Raw genomic sequence first — 17,262 nt, 5'->3', positions numbered from 1 at the left:
ATTCACCACATAAATAAATATACATAAGCTATCGATAACAACTTAAGAAAGGTGGATATATAAATGAAAAGAAAGATTATTATGGATTGTGATCCAGGACACGATGATGCAATAGCATTAATTTTAGCGGGGGCAATTGACAGTCCACTAGAGATATTAGCTGTAACAACAGTCGCAGGTAATCAATCAGTTGACAAGAATACGACAAACGCCTTGAACGTATTGGATATTATGGGACGTCAAGATATAGCAGTAGCGAAAGGTGCGGACAGGCCGTTAATTAAATCAGCTGCCTTTGCTTCTGAAATACATGGGGAATCTGGATTAGATGGTCCGAAACTACCGTCGACACCATCACGTCAAGCAGTTGCAATGCCAGCATCAGATGTGATTATAAACAAAGTGATGACGAGTGATACACCTGTAACAATTGTAGCGACAGGTCCTCTTACGAATGTAGCAACGGCATTGATTCGTGAGCCAAGAATCGCTGAGCATATTGAATCTATTACTTTGATGGGTGGTGGTACATTTGGAAATTGGACGCCTACAGCAGAATTCAATATTTGGGTAGATGCTGAAGCAGCGAAGCGTGTTTTTGAAAGTGGGATTACTATAAATGTGTTTGGTTTAGATGTAACACATCAAGTTTTAGCCGACAATCACGTGATTGAACGCTTTGAAAGTATCAATAATCCTGTTGCACAGTTCGTCGTAGAATTATTGCAATTCTTTAAGAAGACATACAAGACTCACTTTAATATGGATGGTGGTCCAATACATGATGCTTGTACAATTTTGTATTTGTTACAACCAGAATTGTTTACAATGGTACCCGTTAATATCGACATTGAACATCAAAGTTCACTAACTTATGGCACTATGGCTGTCGATTTAAATCATGTTACAGGTAAGCCTGCCAATGCTTATTTTGCTACAGCAGTTGATGTTGAAGAAGTGTGGAACTTGATAGATTATAAGTTACGTACTTACGAATAATAATACTTAATTAAATAGATACAGTTAGCCCTAAGGCGCCTGATATAAGCGTCCTTAGGGTTTTTGTATTGGATTACATTGGTCATGACAATTTGATAATGATTGAGATATGTATGTTAAAAATGCTTCAAAAAACATAAAACACAAAAATATATGTAAAAATTTCAATTGATTTATTTTAAAAGATTAAAATCACAAAAAAATATAGATATAATTGAAATGTTGTTAAAACATCACAATGATGTACATGCTCATTTTGAAAATATGTGTTCAAAGTGTGTACATCGGTGTGACGATTGATGATAAATTGAGCTCAGATGCTCAAAGGAGGATCGAACATGAACGGGGATAATCAGCAAATACTCAGAGAAATTGTATTGAATCCTACTATTCATGGTAAAGAACTTGAATCGATATTTGGTTTGTCTCGTAGACAACTAGGATATCGCATTCAAAAAATCAATTTGTGGCTTGAACAAGAGGGTTATCCAAAACTTGAAAGAACAAGCCAAGGAAATTTTATTGTAAGTTCTGAAATCATGACGTTATTCAAGCGAGATGTATCGGAGCAGCAAATGTTAAACGGCAACAATGTCATTTTTAGCATAGAAACACGTCGTTATTATTTAATGCTCATGCTTTTTAGTAAGGAAAATGCAATGTCTCTAAACCATTTTTCAATTGATTTACAAGTCAGTAAAAATACTGTCATTCACGATATAAATCATGTGAAAGAGCAATTGGAAGATCATGGTTTGTCACTTAAGTATTCTCGAAAGCATGGTTATGAAATTGTTGGTGATGAATTTGAAGTTCGCCGTTTCTTCATTAAGTTGATTGATCAAAGGTTGAATCATGATATTACTAAAAGTGAAGTTTTAAAGGCGCTCAACTTAACATTCGAAGATATCGCATATCAAAAAGACAAGATCAAACAGGTAGAACAATTTTTGAAGAGTCGCTTTATAGACAAATCACTTAGTTCATTGCCTTATGTCCTTTGTGTGATTCGTAGACGAATTCAAAGTGGTCATGTGATGAATCCATTAAATATTAATTATCAGTATTTGAGGGATACGAAAGAATATCAAGCAACGGAGATTATGACGCAACATGAGCCGGATTTGCCAGAAGCGGAAAAGTTATATTTGACATTACACTTACTTTCAACAAGTGTGCAATGGACTGATTTGCAGGAATCAGATAACATATCGAATTTAACGATGGCCATCGCTCAAATGATTCACCATTTTGAACAAATCACTTTTATTAACATTGAAGATAAGGAGAAATTATCACAGCAACTCTTGTTACATTTAACGCCTGCTTTTTATAGGATTAAATATAACTTAACGGATCGTGATGAATTAATAAATCCTTTACAAGGAAATTATCAATCCTTATTTCATATGGTGAAACAATCATGTCAATCGTTAACTGAATATTTCGGAAAATCGTTGCCTGATAATGAAATAGCATATTTAACCATGTTGTTCGGAGGTAGTTTGAGACGTCAAGATGAAAACTTCGATGGCAAGATAAAAGCTATTATCGTGTGTACACAAGGCACGTCAGTATCACAAATGATGTTATACGAGTTGCGAAACTTATTTCCAGAAATTATTTTCTTAGATGCGATTTCACTTAGAACATTTGAAAATTACACATTAGATTATGACATCGTCTTTTCACCAATGTTTGTCCTAACACATAAAAAATTATTTATCACAAAAGTAGCTTTATCTGAAAATGAGCAACGAAAGTTACGTAAAGATGTGATGAAGTACATTAATAAGGAATCGGCTGACATTGATAAGGAAATAAACAAGTTAATGGCATTAATTGAACGCACAACGACAGTTAATGACATTACAGAACTACGTGATGGTTTAGAAGATTTTATTGCCAATTATAATTCAATTTCAACCATTAATGGATCGATTGTCACACAAAATAAGACATTAGATTTAGCTGACTTGATACCGGCAAGGCACGTGAAAAGAATGCATCATGTTGAAAATATTGATGAAGCTATTGCTAAAGCAAGTGATGTGTTAGTTGCTAATCATTTTATTGATATTAAATATATTCATGAGATGCAACAGGTATTTGATGATTCGTATATGGTTATCATGCAAAATATTGCTATTCCACATGCATACTCTGAAAAGCATGTACATAAAACAGCGATGAGTATGTTGATATTACAAGAACCAATATACATGTCAGATGGAACAGCAATCCATATTATTGTACCTATTGCTGCTGTTGATAAAGTGACACACTTAAGAGCGTTACTACAATTGAGAGATGTGGCGCAAGACAATGACGCAATTAAGCGCATCATACAAAGTCGCAAAAATTCTGATGTAAATGAGATTTTAAAAAATTATTCAAATAAAGAAGCGAGGGGAAATGGATGGGACAGCAATTAGTGCATAAAGAAAATATAATGCTCAATTTGTCGGCAACTGATAAAGAATCCGTATTGTCACAAATGTCAGATGTGTTATTTCAAAATGGGTTCGTGAAGTCAACGTTTAAAGATGCAGTCATCGACAGAGAAAAAGAATTTGCTACTGGTTTACCAACGCATCTATGTTCGGTCGCTATACCGCATACAGATGTCGAACATATTAACCATAGAACGATAGGTGTGGCTGTTCTAGAAAAAGAAGTGCCGTTTATTGAAATGGGAACACTTGATCAACAGACAGAAGTGAAAATCGTTTTTATGTTAGCAATGAATAAAGTAGATGATCAACTTAAGCTGTTACAACAGTTGATGCAAATTTTTCAAAGTGAAGAAAAATTGGAGCAGATTCTACGAACGAAAGATGAAACAATTTTAGCAACACTAATCAATGATTATTTGGAATATAACTAAAAATTAATTGGAGGAATTGAAAATGAAACAAGTATTAGTAGCGTGTGGTGCAGGTATTGCAACGTCAACAGTAGTAAATAATGCAATTGAGGAAATGGCAAAGGAACACAATATTAAAGTAGATATTAAACAAATCAAAATTACAGAAGTTGGACCTTATGAAGACACTGCAGATTTATTAGTTACAACTGCAATGACAAAAAAAGAATATAAATTCCCAGTTATCAACGCACGTAATTTCTTAACTGGTATTGGTATTGAAGAAACAAAACAACAAATCTTAACAGAGTTACAAAAATAACGGAATTGATATGTAACGTGGGTCAATAACATATAAATATATGCAAATTGCATATAAATGACTATCACGACAAATGATTGTTGATGACATAGAAACGCAGTGACTGTAATTCAAAAGGACTGCAGTCGAATGTAGCAAGGGTTGTCGTTGAAATGACTGTAACGTCAAATGTAATCACAATCGGAAAGTATCGTGACAATGCATATATAACAGGGAGGGTTTAAATATGAGTTACTTCACTGATTTTGTAAGGGGATTTTTAGATTTAGGTGCAACTGTTATTTTACCGGTTGTCATATTCTTGCTTGGCCTATTCTTTAGGCAGAAAATTGGAGCGGCATTTAGGTCTGGTTTAACAATAGGTGTGGCTTTTGTAGGGATTTTCTTAGTCATCGATTTATTAGTTAAAAATTTAGGGCCAGCAGCACAAGCGATGGTTAAAAATTTAGGCGTCAGTCTGAATGTGATTGATGTAGGTTGGCCAGCAACATCATCTATCGCTTGGGCATCATCTGTCGCAGCATTTATTATTCCACTCGGAATCATAGTTAACGTTGTATTGCTAGTAACTAAAGTGACAAAGACGATGAATGTAGATATTTGGAATTTTTGGCATTATACGTTTACAGCAGCAATGGTTTATTCCGTATCAGGCAGTATTTGGCAAGCGTTATTAGCAGCAGTTATTTTCCAAATTATCTGTTTGAAAGTAGCAGATTGGACAGCACCGATGATGAGTGAGTTCTTTGATTTACCAGGTGTATCGATTGCTACAGGAAGTACAATTTCTTATGCACCAGGTATTTACTTAGTTAAATTGTTACAAAAAGTACCCGGTCTGAATAAGTTAGATGCTGATCCTGAAACAATTCAAAAACGTTTTGGCGCATTTGGAGAGTCTATATTTGTCGGCTTAATTTTAGGTTTAGGTATTGGTGTGTTAGCAGGTTACAAACCTGGAGACATCATTAATTTAGGAATGTCAATGGCTGCAGTAATGGTATTAATGCCTAGAATGGTAAAAATCTTAATGGAAGGTTTAATGCCAGTTTCAGAGTCTGCAAGAACATGGCTAAATAAACGTTTTGGCGAACGTGAAATTTATATTGGATTGGATGCGGCTGTAGCATTAGGTCATCCAGCGGTTATTTCGACAGCATTAATTTTAGTACCTATCACTGTTTTATTAGCCGTTATTTTACCAGGAAACCAAGTACTACCTTTTGGTGACTTAGCAACGATACCATTTGTTGTCGCGTTTATTGTTGGTGCAGCAAGAGGAAACATTATTCATTCTGTCATTGTGGGTACGATTATGATTGCAATTTCATTATATATTGCAACAGACGTAGCACCCATTTTCACAGATATGGCGAAAGGTACGAATGTACAAATGCCAAAAGGTTCATCTGAAATTTCAAGTATTGATCAAGGTGGTAATATCGTTAACTATCTTATCTTTAAACTATTTAGTCTATTCAATTAAAAATCGAGGTGTTTGTGGTGAAAGCTTTAGTAAAAACAAGAGAAGGACATGGCAACTTAGAACTTCTTGATAAAGAAGTTGCAACACCGCTAGATGATAAAGTAAAGATTAAAGTACATTATGCAGGAATTTGTGGCACAGATATTCATACTTATGAAGGTCATTATAAAGTTAATTTTCCAGTGACATTAGGTCATGAATTTTCTGGTGAAATCGTTGAAGTTGGAGCAGACGTTAAAGATTTTAAAGTTGGTGACCGTGTCACATCTGAAACGACATTCTATGTTTGTAATGAGTGTGAATACTGTAAATCAAAAGACTATAATTTATGCAACCATCGAAAAGGTATTGGAACACAAGTTGATGGCGCATTTACTAATTATGTCATTGCACGTGAAGAAAGTTTGCATCATATTCCAGACGAAGTATCGTATCAGTCTGCAGCTATGACAGAACCATTAGCATGTGCACATCATGGCGTTTCTAAGATTCAAGTCAATTCAGGCGATGTAGCAGTTGTAATGGGACCTGGGCCAATCGGATTACTTGTAGCACAAGTGTTAAAAAGTAAAGGCGCAACTGTTGTGGTAACTGGATTGGACAATGACAAAGTCAGATTAGATAAAGCAGAAGCATTGCACATGGATTATGTAGTCAATTTACAACAAACAGACTTAAAAACGTATATCAATGGAATTACAGACGGTTACGGTGCAGATGTTGTTGTTGAATGTTCAGGTGCAGTTCCAGCAGCACGACAAGGTTTGGATATTTTACGCAAAAAAGGTTTCTACAGTCAAATAGGTATTTTTAAGGATGCTGAAATTCCATTTGATATGGAAAAAGTGATTCAAAAAGAAATAACAGTTGTTGGTAGTAGAAGTCAAAAGCCAGCAGATTGGGAACCTTCATTGCAACTTATGGCGGATGGTTTAGTAAATGCTGAAGCTTTGGTGACAAAAATATATGATATTTCGAAATGGGACGAGGCGTATCAACATTTAAAATCCGGCGAAGGTATTAAAGCATTACTTAAGCCGCTCGATTTAGATGAAAATGAAGGAGAGAATTAATATGGTAGAATCAATGCTAACTTTTATGCTTGGGCCATTAAGACAAATCACTGATTTTTATATGGAACATTTACTCGTAAGTAATTCCATTGTCATTGCAGGTTATTTTGCGACAGGTATTTTTAAAAAGAAAAAAGTTGTGAATTAAATCAAATTTGAGGTGATTTACAAGTGAAAGCATTGAAATTATATGGCGTGGAAGATTTACGGTATGAGGATAATGAAAAGCCAGTCATTGAAAGTGCGAATGACGTTATTATTAAAGTACGAGCGACTGGCATATGTGGTTCAGACACGTCACGATACAAAAAAATGGGGCCATACATTAAAGGTATGCCATTTGGTCATGAATTTTCAGGTGTAGTAGATGCCATTGGAAGTGATGTTACGCATGTTAATGTGGGCGACAAAGTGACAGGTTGCCCAGCAATACCTTGTTATCAATGCGAGTATTGTTTAAAAGGTGAATATGCACGATGTGAAAAGTTATTCGTCATTGGCTCATATGAACCTGGATCGTTCGCGGAATATGTCAAATTGCCAGCGCAAAATGTTTTAAAGGTTCCAGACAATGTTGATTACATTGAAGCAGCAATGGTTGAGCCATCAGCCGTTGTTGCGCATGGGTTTTATAAATCGAATATACAACCTGGTATGACTGTTGCAGTAATGGGGTGTGGCAGTATAGGTTTGTTAGCTATTCAATGGGCACGAATATTTGGTGCTGCACATATCATCGCTATAGATATAGATGCGCATAAACTAGATATTGCAACATCATTGGGCGCACATCAAACAATCAATTCAAAAGAAGAAAATCTTGAGAAATTCATCGAAAATCATTACGCCAATCAAATCGATTTAGCTATAGAATCATCAGGTGCTAAAGTTACGATTGGTCAAATATTGACGCTACCTAAAAAAGGTGGCGAGGTGGTATTACTCGGAATACCATATGATGATATTGAGATTGATCGCGTTCATTTTGAAAAAATTCTGCGTAACGAGTTGACAGTATGTGGCTCTTGGAACTGTTTGTCCAGTAATTTTCCGGGCAAAGAGTGGACGGCAACCTTACATTATATGAAGACGAAAGATATTAATGTAAAGCCTATTATTTCTCATTTTTTACCGTTAGAAAAAGGCCCGGAGACATTTGATAAATTAGTTAACAAGAAAGAACGATTTGATAAAGTCATGTTTACGATTTATTAGTATGCACCTTTGAGGACGAAAACGCTGGTATAGTTATAGCTATGAAAGTGCGAATGCCGTCTGGTCTATAGATACTATCGAAATAATTCATCTTCGAATATACGTTGATAAATAGCCGGTTTACTTGTGTGAAATATGCTTGTGAATCGGTTGTTTTGCATTTTGTATACTTAAAATGAGATGGCAATATTTGATAATTTTTAAAGTGAAAATCAAGTACAGCCACTTAATAAGATAAATTTATTATAATATATGGTAAAATGATGGCAGTAATAATGAATTTGAAAAAGAGTAAACATTAATACCTTTAACAATTTAATATCGTCAGAGTTAATGATTAACTGCATGGCAAAACAACTTAGAATGGTCAGTTACAAAAATACATTTTTATAAAAAATTATCACACTATTGTGACAACTATCTTTGGATTAATAAAAGAGGCAAGTGAGCAATAGGTTAGGCTTATGTGCGGGCATAGGTCAGTAATGTATAAATGGAAATGATGTAATGACAGAATGGAGGACAACATGATTTATGCAGGTATTTTAGCAGGAGGTATTGGTTCGAGAATGGGGAACGTGCCATTACCAAAACAATTTTTAGATATTGATAATAAACCGATTTTAATCCATACAATTGAGAAGTTCATTTTAGTGAGTGAATTTAATGAGATTATTATCGCAACGCCAGCACAGTGGATTTCCCATACACAGGATATTTTAAAAAAATATAACATTACAGATCAACGTGTCAAAGTAGTTGCAGGTGGTACGGATCGAAATGAAACAATTATGAACATTATCGACCATATTCGCAATGTAAATGGAATTAATAATGATGATGTGATTGTAACTCATGATGCCGTAAGACCATTTTTAACTCAACGTATTATTAAAGAGAACATTGAAGTAGCAGCAAAATATGGTGCAGTAGATACAGTCATTGAAGCAATTGATACGATTGTAATGTCTAAAGATAAACAGAACATACACAGTATCCCTGTAAGGAATGAAATGTATCAAGGCCAAACACCACAATCATTTAATATTAAATTATTACAAGATAGTTATCGCGCCTTAAGTAGTGAACAAAAAGAAATCTTATCAGATGCATGTAAAATCATTGTCGAATCTGGACATGCAGTTAAATTGGTACGTGGAGAACTATACAACATTAAAGTGACAACACCGTATGATTTAAAAGTAGCAAATGCCATTATTCAAGGTGATATTGCCGATGATTAATCAAGTATATCAACTCGTTGCACCGAGACAGTTCGACGTCACATATAATAATGTTGATATTTATGGTAATCATGTCATCGTAAGACCTTTATACTTGTCTATTTGTGCAGCTGATCAAAGGTATTACACAGGTCGAAGAGATGAAAATGTACTACGCAAAAAATTACCAATGTCATTAGTTCATGAAGCTGTTGGTGAAGTTGTATTTGATAGTAAAGGGGTATTTGAAAAAGGTACGAAAGTAGTAATGGTACCGAATACACCTACAGAGCAACATCATATTATTGCGGAGAATTACTTAGCCTCTAGTTATTTTAGATCTAGTGGTTATGATGGTTTTATGCAAGACTACGTTGTGATGGCACATGATCGTATCGTTCCGCTGCCTAATGACATTGATTTGAGTACGATTTCATACACAGAGTTAGTGTCAGTAAGTTATCATGCTATACAACGATTTGAACGTAAATCTATACCTTTGAAAACCAGCTTTGGTATTTGGGGTGATGGTAACTTAGGTTATATTACTGCTATTTTGCTACGTAAGTTGTACCCAGAAGCTAAAACTTATGTATTTGGTAAGACAGACTATAAATTAAGTCATTTTTCATTTGTAGATGACATCTTTACAGTAAATCAAATACCAGATGATCTTAAAATTGATCATGCATTTGAATGTGTTGGAGGTAAAGGAAGTCAAGTTGCACTTCAACAAATAGTTGAACATATTTCACCAGAAGGCAGTATTGCTTTGTTAGGCGTAAGTGAATTACCCGTGGAAGTGAATACACGATTAGTACTTGAAAAAGGATTAACGTTGATTGGTAGTAGTCGAAGCGGCTCTAAAGATTTTGAGCAAGTTGTTGATTTATATCGTAAGTACCCAGACATTGTTGAAAAGTTAGCATTATTAAAAGGACATGAAATTAATGTATGTACGATGCAAGATATCGTCCAAGCGTTTGAAATGGATTTATCGACATCTTGGGGAAAAACAGTATTGAAATGGACGATTTAATAAACCGATGGGGGAATAACAATGACAAAAACGAAACAAGCAATACATATTGATAACATATACTGGGAACGTGTTCAGTTATATATTGAAGGACATAGTGAAGGTGTCGATTTAACATCAGGACAATTTGTTCTGAGGAATTTAACCGAAACAAAAACATTAGAAGCAAATGAAATGAAAATAGACGGTAATACATTTATATGTAGATTCAACGTCGCAATATTAGACGATGGGTATTATTTACCAATGGATAAATATTTATTTGTTTATCATGACCAGTTAGAGTATATTGGACAACTTAATCCAAATATTATTGATCAAGCTTATGAGGGATTAAATGAAGAGCAAATTGAAGAATACAATGAGCTGACTACACAAAATGGAAAAGCAAACTATGTGTTAGCCAACGAAGCTAAAGTTTTCCGCAAAGGTGGCGTATCACAACATACGGTCTATACCATTACTCCGGAAATAGCAAGTGACGTTAACGAATTTGTATTTGATATTGAAATCACCTTACCTCAAGAGAAATCAGGGGTCATTGCGACAAGCGCACACTGGCTTCATAAACAAGGACATAAAGCTTCATTTGAAAGTAGAAGTTTCTTATTTAAAGCTATTTTTAATATTACAAAGTTACTACATATTAAAAGAAGCAAAACAATATTATTCACATCAGATTCGCGTCCGAATTTATCAGGGAATTTCAAGTATGTATATGATGAGTTACTTCGCCAAAAAGTAGATTTTGATTATGATATTAAAACGGTATTTAAGGCGAATATTACGGATAGACGTAAATGGAGAGACAAGTTTAGATTGCCATATTTACTTGGTAAGGCAGATTATATTTTTGTTGATGATTTCCATCCATTAATTTATACGGTTCGCTTTAGACCATCACAAGAAATTATTCAAGTGTGGCATGCCGTTGGTGCTTTTAAAACAGTTGGCTTTAGTCGTACAGGAAAAAAAGGTGGTCCGTTTATCGATTCATTAAACCATCGTAGTTACACGAAAGCATATGTTTCATCAGAAACCGATATTCCATTTTATGCTGAAGCATTTGGAATTAGAGAAGAAAATGTTGTACCAACAGGTGTACCACGTACTGATGTACTATTTGATGAAGCTTATGCAACACAAATTAAACAAGAGATGGAAGATGAATTGCCAATTATAAAAGGTAAGAAAGTTATTCTATTCGCACCGACATTTAGAGGTAATGGTCACGGTACGGCACATTATCCATTTTTTAAAATTGATTTTGAACGTTTAGCAAGATACTGCGAGAAGCATAATGCAGTTGTGTTATTCAAAATGCATCCGTTCGTAAAAAATAGACTTAATATTTCACGTGAACATAGACAATACTTTATCGATGTGTCAGATCATCGTGAAGTTAACGATATTCTCTTTGTTACAGACTTGTTGATTAGTGATTATTCATCTTTAATATATGAATATGCAGTATTTAAAAAGCCGATGATTTTCTATGCATTTGACTTAGAAGATTACATTACGACGCGTGATTTCTATGAACCATATGAATCATTTGTTCCAGGTAAAATTGTACAATCCTTTGATGCATTAATGGATGCTTTGGACAATGAAGATTATGAGGTTGAAAAAGTTGTACCATTCTTAGATAAACATTTTAAATATCAAGATGGTCGCTCAAGTGAACGTTTAGTCAAAGATTTGTTTAGACGCTAATGTTGGCATATATTACTTGCCATGCAAATGAGTCATAAGGCATAGTTTTCAAGAAGGGTTCTGACAATGAAGTTAGCAACATGTCATGATGAGAAGCAGGACTATACAATGAGAATAACCTTTTGATTTTTCATGCATAAGGCGATTCAATCAAAAGCAATCACCTTCCAACTGAATTGTCATTTTGTAAAATAAAATAATCGATCCAATCGTTATCTAATTCATAAATGTGTAAACACATACGTTATGAATGGATAACGATTTTTTGTTATGTTAAAGTGGTACATTAATCATGTATTTCGTATGATAATTAACGACAAGTGTAATGGTTAAATGTATTTTATGATGAAATGCTATAATAGGCATGGTTACAATGAGCTTGCTCATACATATTAATATAATTACAAAAACACGTCGGAGGTACGACATGATTAAAAATACAATTAAAAAATTGATAGAACATAGTATATATACGACTTTTAAATTACTATCAAAATTGCCAAACAAGAATCTAATTTATTTTGAAAGCTTTCATGGTAAACAATACAGCGACAACCCCAAAGCATTATATGAATACTTAACTGAACATAGCGATGCCCAATTAATATGGGGTGTGAAAAAAGGATATGAACACATATTCCAACAGCACAATGTACCATATGTTACAAAGTTTTCAATGAAATGGTTTTTAGCGATGCCAAGAGCGAAAGCGTGGATGATTAACACACGTACACCAGATTGGTTATATAAATCACCGCGAACGACGTACTTACAAACATGGCATGGCACGCCATTAAAAAAGATTGGTTTGGATATTAGTAACGTTAAAATGCTAGGAACAAATACTCAAAATTACCAAGATGGCTTTAAAAAAGAAAGCCAACGGTGGGATTATCTAGTGTCACCTAATCCATATTCGACATCGATATTTCAACATGCATTTCATGTTAGTCGAGATAAGATTTTGGAAACAGGTTATCCAAGAAATGATAAATTATCACATAAACGCAATGATACTGAATATATTAATGGTATTAAGACAAGATTAAATATTCCATTAGATAAAAAAGTGATTATGTACGCGCCAACTTGGCGTGACGATGAAGCGATTCGAGAAGGTTCATATCAATTTAATGTTAACTTTGATATAGAAGCTTTGCGTCAAGCGCTGGATGATGATTATGTTATTTTATTACGCATGCATTATTTAGTTGTGACACGTATTGATGAACATGATGATTTCGTGAAAGACGTTTCAGATTATGAAGATATTTCGGATTTATACTTAATCAGCGATGCGTTAGTTACCGACTACTCATCTGTCATGTTCGACTTCGGTGTATTAAAGCGTCCGCAAATTTTCTATGCGTATGACTTAGATAAATATGGCGATGAGCTTAGAGGTTTTTACATGGATTATAAAAAAGAGTTGCCAGGTCCAATTGTTGAAAATCAAACAGCACTCATTGATGCATTAAAACAAATCGATGAGACTGCAAATGAGTATATTGAAGCACGAACGGTATTTTATCAAAAATTCTGTTCATTAGAAGATGGACACGCGTCACAACGAATTTGCCAAACGATTTTTAAGTGATAACTTAAAAACAATAAAAAATTATAAATTAATTAGTTAAGTGATATAAATAATAAACGAAATGTTTGCTTGTATGTTATTATTTGTGTATGAAAACGTCTGATATAATGTAATATAGGTTTAAACAAAATATGCTAAAATATAAGCAAAATATGTATAATTTTAAGTAATACACAGACATTTAGAGTTTTGATTTTAAAATGAGTTTTCAATTGAAAAATGCAACGAAATTTAAATAATTAAATATAGATATAGTTGAATGGAGGAAGTATTTTATGAAATACGCTGGTATTCTAGCTGGAGGTATAGGCTCAAGAATGGGTAACGTACCTTTACCTAAACAATTTTTAGATTTAGACAACAAACCGATTTTAATCCATACATTAGAAAAATTTATTTTAATTAATGATTTTGAAAAAATTATTATCGCGACGCCACAACAATGGATGACGCATACGAAAGATACACTTAGAAAATTCAAAATTTCTGATGAAAGAATTGAAGTCATTCAAGGTGGTAGCGATCGTAACGATACAATTATGAATATCGTTAAACATATTGAATCAACAAATGGTATTAACGATGACGATGTCATTGTGACACATGATGCAGTTAGACCATTTTTAACGCATCGTATTATTAAAGAAAATATTCAAGCTGCTTTAGAGTACGGTGCAGTAGATACAGTGATTGATGCTATAGATACGATTGTTACATCTAAAGATAATCAAACGATTGATGCAATTCCAGTGCGTAATGAAATGTACCAAGGTCAAACACCTCAATCGTTTAATATTAATTTATTAAAAGAAAGCTATGCACAGTTGAGTGATGAGCAAAAGAGTATTTTATCTGATGCTTGTAAGATTATTGTAGAAACAAACAAACCGGTTCGACTTGTAAAAGGTGAGTTATATAACATTAAAGTAACAACACCTTACGATTTAAAAGTAGCGAATGCTATTATTCGAGGTGGTATTGCCGATGATTAATCAAGTATATCAATTAGTTGCACCTAGACAATTTGAAGTTACGTATAACAACGTAGATATTTACAGTGACTATGTCATTGTACGTCCTTTATATATGTCAATTTGTGCTGCCGATCAAAGATATTATACTGGTAGCCGTGATGAGAATGTCTTATCTCAGAAATTGCCAATGTCTTTAATTCATGAAGGTGTTGGTGAGGTCGTATTTGACAGTAAAGGTGTGTTTAATAAAGGTACAAAAGTAGTTATGGTACCGAATACGCCGACAGAAAAAGACGATGTCATTGCTGAAAACTATTTAAAATCGAGCTACTTCAGATCAAGTGGACATGATGGGTTTATGCAAGATTTTGTGTTGCTAAATCATGATAGAGCTGTACCACTACCTGATGATATTGATTTAAGTATTATTTCATATACAGAGCTTGTAACAGTAAGTTTGCATGCTATTCGTCGTTTTGAAAAGAAATCTATTTCAAATAAAAATACATTTGGTATTTGGGGTGATGGTAACTTAGGTTACATTACAGCCATTTTATTACGTAAATTATATCCAGAGTCTAAAATATATGTCTTTGGTAAAACAGATTATAAATTGAGTCACTTCTCATTTGTTGATGATGTCTTCTTTATTAATAAAATACCTGAAGGCTTAACATTTGATCATGCATTTGAGTGTGTGGGTGGTCGCGGTAGTCAATCAGCCATAAATCAAATGATCGATTACATTTCACCAGAAGGAAGCATTGCACTGTTAGGTGTAAGTGAGTTCCCAGTAGAAGTTAATACACGTCTAGTATTGGAAAAAGGACTAACGTTGATTGGTAGTAGTCGAAGTGGTTCAAAAGATTTCCAAGATGTTGTAGACTTATACATTCAATACCCAGATATTGTAGATAAATTAGCGTTGTTAAAAGGTCAAGAATTTGAAATTGCAACAATTAATGATCTTACAGAAGCTTTTGAAGCAGACCTGTCTACATCTTGGGGTAAAACAGTATTAAAATGGATTATGTAAATAGAAAAGGATGAATTAACGTTGGTTAAAAGTAAGATATATATAGATAAAATCTATTGGGAACGTGTTCAGTTATTCGTTGAAGGACATAGTGAAAACCTAGATTTAGAAGATAGTAATTTTGTATTAAGAAATTTAACTGAGACACGTACAATGAAGGCGAATGATGTCAAAATAGATGGGAATCAATTCGTTTGTCGTTTCAATGTAGCTATCTTAGATAATGGTTATTACTTGCCTGAAGATAAGTACTTATTAGTGAATGAGCAAGAACTTGATTATATTGCACAGTTAAACCCAGATGTGATTAATGATGCATATCAAAATCTAAAGCCAGAACAAGAAGAAGAATACAACGAATTAGAAACACAAAATGGTAAAATCAATTTCTTATTGCAGACTTACCTAAAAGAATTTAGAAAAGGCGGCATTTCGAAGAAAACGGTTTATACTGTTACACCTGAAATTTCTAGCGATGTTAATGAATTTGTCCTTGATGTTGTTGTAACGACTCCGGAAGTTAAAAGTATTTATATCGTTCGTAAATATAAAGAATTACGTAAGTATTTCCGCAAACAATCATTTAATACAAGACAATTTATTTTTAAAGCGATATTTAATACGACGAAATTTTTCCACTTGAAAAAAGGGAATACGGTGTTGTTCACATCAGACTCTAGACCAACGATGTCTGGAAACTTTGAATACATCTATAACGAAATGTTACGTCAAAATTTAGATAAAAAGTATGATATTCACACTGTTTTTAAAGCGAATATTACAGATAGACGTGGCATCATCGACAAGTTTAGATTGCCATATTTACTTGGGAAGGCAGACTACATCTTTGTTGATGACTTTCACCCATTGATTTATACAGTGCGTTTTAGACGTTCTCAAGAAGTTATTCAAGTATGGCATGCCGTTGGTGCCTTTAAAACAGTTGGCTTTAGTCGTACTGGTAAAAAGGGTGGACCATTTATTGATTCATTAAATCATCGTAGCTATACAAAAGCTTATGTATCATCTGAAACCGATATTCCATTCTACGCTGAAGCATTTGGTATTAAAGAGAAAAATGTAGTGCCTACAGGTGTTCCACGTACTGATGTACTATTTGATGAAGCTTATGCGACACAGATTAAACAAGAGATGGAAGATGAATTACCAATTATTAAAGGTAAGAAAGTCATTCTTTTCGCACCAACATTTAGAGGTAGTGGTCATGGTACAGCACATTACCCATTTTTCAAAATTGATTTCGAACGTTTAGCAAGATATTGCGAAAAAAATAACGCGGTTGTATTATTTAAAATGCATCCATTTGTGAAAAATAGACTTAATATTGCAGACAAACATAAACAATATTTTGTTGACGTTTCTGACTTTAGAGAAGTTAATGATATACTGTTCATAACAGATTTATTAATTAGTGACTATTCATCTTTAATATATGAATATGCAGTATTTAAAAAGCCAATGATTTTCTATGCATTTGATTTAGAAGATTATATTACGACGCGTGATTTTTATGAACCATATGAATCATTTGTTCCAGGTAAAATTGTGCAATCATTTGACGCATTAATGGACGCCTTGGACAATGAAGATTATGAAGGAGAAAAAGTCATTCCATTCTTAGATAAACATTTTAAATATCAAGATGGCCGATCAAGTGAGCGTTTAGTCAGAAATTTATTTGGTAGCTAAGTTTAT

The 17,262-nt window shown here is 33.7% G+C and carries 15 protein-coding genes; all 15 read left to right on the top strand.

Annotated features, from left to right (window positions below; translation table 11 throughout):
- Window positions 1-63: 63 nt before the first annotated feature.
- Complete coding sequence (locus JQN76_RS02330; protein ID WP_000823230.1) at window positions 64-999, top strand: nucleoside hydrolase; 936 nt, start codon at window positions 64-66, stop codon at window positions 997-999.
- A gap of 338 nt (window positions 1,000-1,337) precedes the next feature.
- The gene (locus JQN76_RS02325; protein WP_001012736.1) at window positions 1,338-3,434 is read left to right on the top strand and encodes a BglG family transcription antiterminator; all 2,097 of its coding nucleotides are present in this window, start codon (window positions 1,338-1,340) and stop codon (window positions 3,432-3,434) included.
- Window positions 3,419-3,886 carry a PTS sugar transporter subunit IIA gene (locus JQN76_RS02320; RefSeq protein WP_000531478.1) on the top strand — a complete coding sequence of 156 codons (468 nt, stop codon included), beginning with the start codon at window positions 3,419-3,421 and terminating at the stop codon, window positions 3,884-3,886. Before JQN76_RS02325 ends, JQN76_RS02320 begins: the two co-directional genes overlap by 16 nt.
- A 22-nt stretch (window positions 3,887-3,908) precedes the next feature.
- Window positions 3,909-4,187, top strand: coding sequence for a PTS sugar transporter subunit IIB (locus JQN76_RS02315; RefSeq protein WP_000815795.1), 279 nt, complete (start codon window positions 3,909-3,911; stop codon window positions 4,185-4,187).
- Window positions 4,188-4,413: 226 nt separating this feature from the next.
- Window positions 4,414-5,673, top strand: coding sequence for a PTS galactitol transporter subunit IIC (locus JQN76_RS02310; protein ID WP_000120119.1), 1,260 nt, complete (start codon window positions 4,414-4,416; stop codon window positions 5,671-5,673).
- A gap of 17 nt (window positions 5,674-5,690) precedes the next feature.
- Window positions 5,691-6,746 (top strand): zinc-binding dehydrogenase, encoded by a 1,056-nt coding sequence (locus tag JQN76_RS02305; RefSeq protein WP_000646203.1) that lies wholly within the window; start codon window positions 5,691-5,693, stop codon window positions 6,744-6,746.
- 1 nt (window position 6,747) lies between these two features.
- Complete coding sequence (locus JQN76_RS02300; protein ID WP_000230358.1) at window positions 6,748-6,894, top strand: hypothetical protein; 147 nt, start codon at window positions 6,748-6,750, stop codon at window positions 6,892-6,894.
- A gap of 23 nt (window positions 6,895-6,917) precedes the next feature.
- Window positions 6,918-7,961 (top strand): galactitol-1-phosphate 5-dehydrogenase, encoded by a 1,044-nt coding sequence (locus JQN76_RS02295; protein WP_000645604.1) that lies wholly within the window; start codon window positions 6,918-6,920, stop codon window positions 7,959-7,961.
- A 527-nt stretch (window positions 7,962-8,488) separates the two neighbouring features.
- Entirely contained in the window at window positions 8,489-9,205 is a 717-nt protein-coding gene (locus tag JQN76_RS02290) for a 2-C-methyl-D-erythritol 4-phosphate cytidylyltransferase (RefSeq protein ID WP_000638475.1), read from the top strand.
- Complete coding sequence (locus JQN76_RS02285) at window positions 9,198-10,223, top strand: alcohol dehydrogenase catalytic domain-containing protein (RefSeq protein WP_000610189.1); 1,026 nt, start codon at window positions 9,198-9,200, stop codon at window positions 10,221-10,223. Before JQN76_RS02290 ends, JQN76_RS02285 begins: the two co-directional genes overlap by 8 nt.
- Window positions 10,224-10,244: 21 nt before the next feature.
- Window positions 10,245-11,939: a teichoic acid ribitol-phosphate polymerase TarK gene (gene tarK / locus JQN76_RS02280; protein WP_000167990.1), complete on the top strand. Its 1,695-nt coding sequence runs from the start codon at window positions 10,245-10,247 to the stop codon at window positions 11,937-11,939.
- A gap of 427 nt (window positions 11,940-12,366) precedes the next feature.
- Window positions 12,367-13,536 (top strand): teichoic acid glycerol-phosphate transferase TarF, encoded by a 1,170-nt coding sequence (gene tarF / locus JQN76_RS02275; protein WP_000594810.1) that lies wholly within the window; start codon window positions 12,367-12,369, stop codon window positions 13,534-13,536.
- A 275-nt stretch (window positions 13,537-13,811) separates the two neighbouring features.
- A complete protein-coding gene (locus tag JQN76_RS02270; RefSeq protein ID WP_000872486.1) occupies window positions 13,812-14,528 on the top strand; it encodes a D-ribitol-5-phosphate cytidylyltransferase in 717 nt (238 codons plus the stop codon).
- Entirely contained in the window at window positions 14,521-15,546 is a 1,026-nt protein-coding gene (locus JQN76_RS02265; protein ID WP_000610203.1) for a ribitol-5-phosphate dehydrogenase, read from the top strand. Before JQN76_RS02270 ends, JQN76_RS02265 begins: the two co-directional genes overlap by 8 nt.
- A gap of 21 nt (window positions 15,547-15,567) precedes the next feature.
- Entirely contained in the window at window positions 15,568-17,256 is a 1,689-nt protein-coding gene (tarL, locus tag JQN76_RS02260; RefSeq protein ID WP_000240920.1) for a teichoic acid ribitol-phosphate polymerase TarL, read from the top strand.
- Window positions 17,257-17,262 lie beyond the last annotated feature (6 nt).

It is taken from the genome of Staphylococcus sp. SM3655 (assembly GCF_016917315.1).
GTDB lineage: Bacteria > Bacillota > Bacilli > Staphylococcales > Staphylococcaceae > Staphylococcus > Staphylococcus aureus.
Note: the sequence above shows the minus strand (reverse complement) of the source record. Positions and strands in the feature narration are given on the sequence as shown.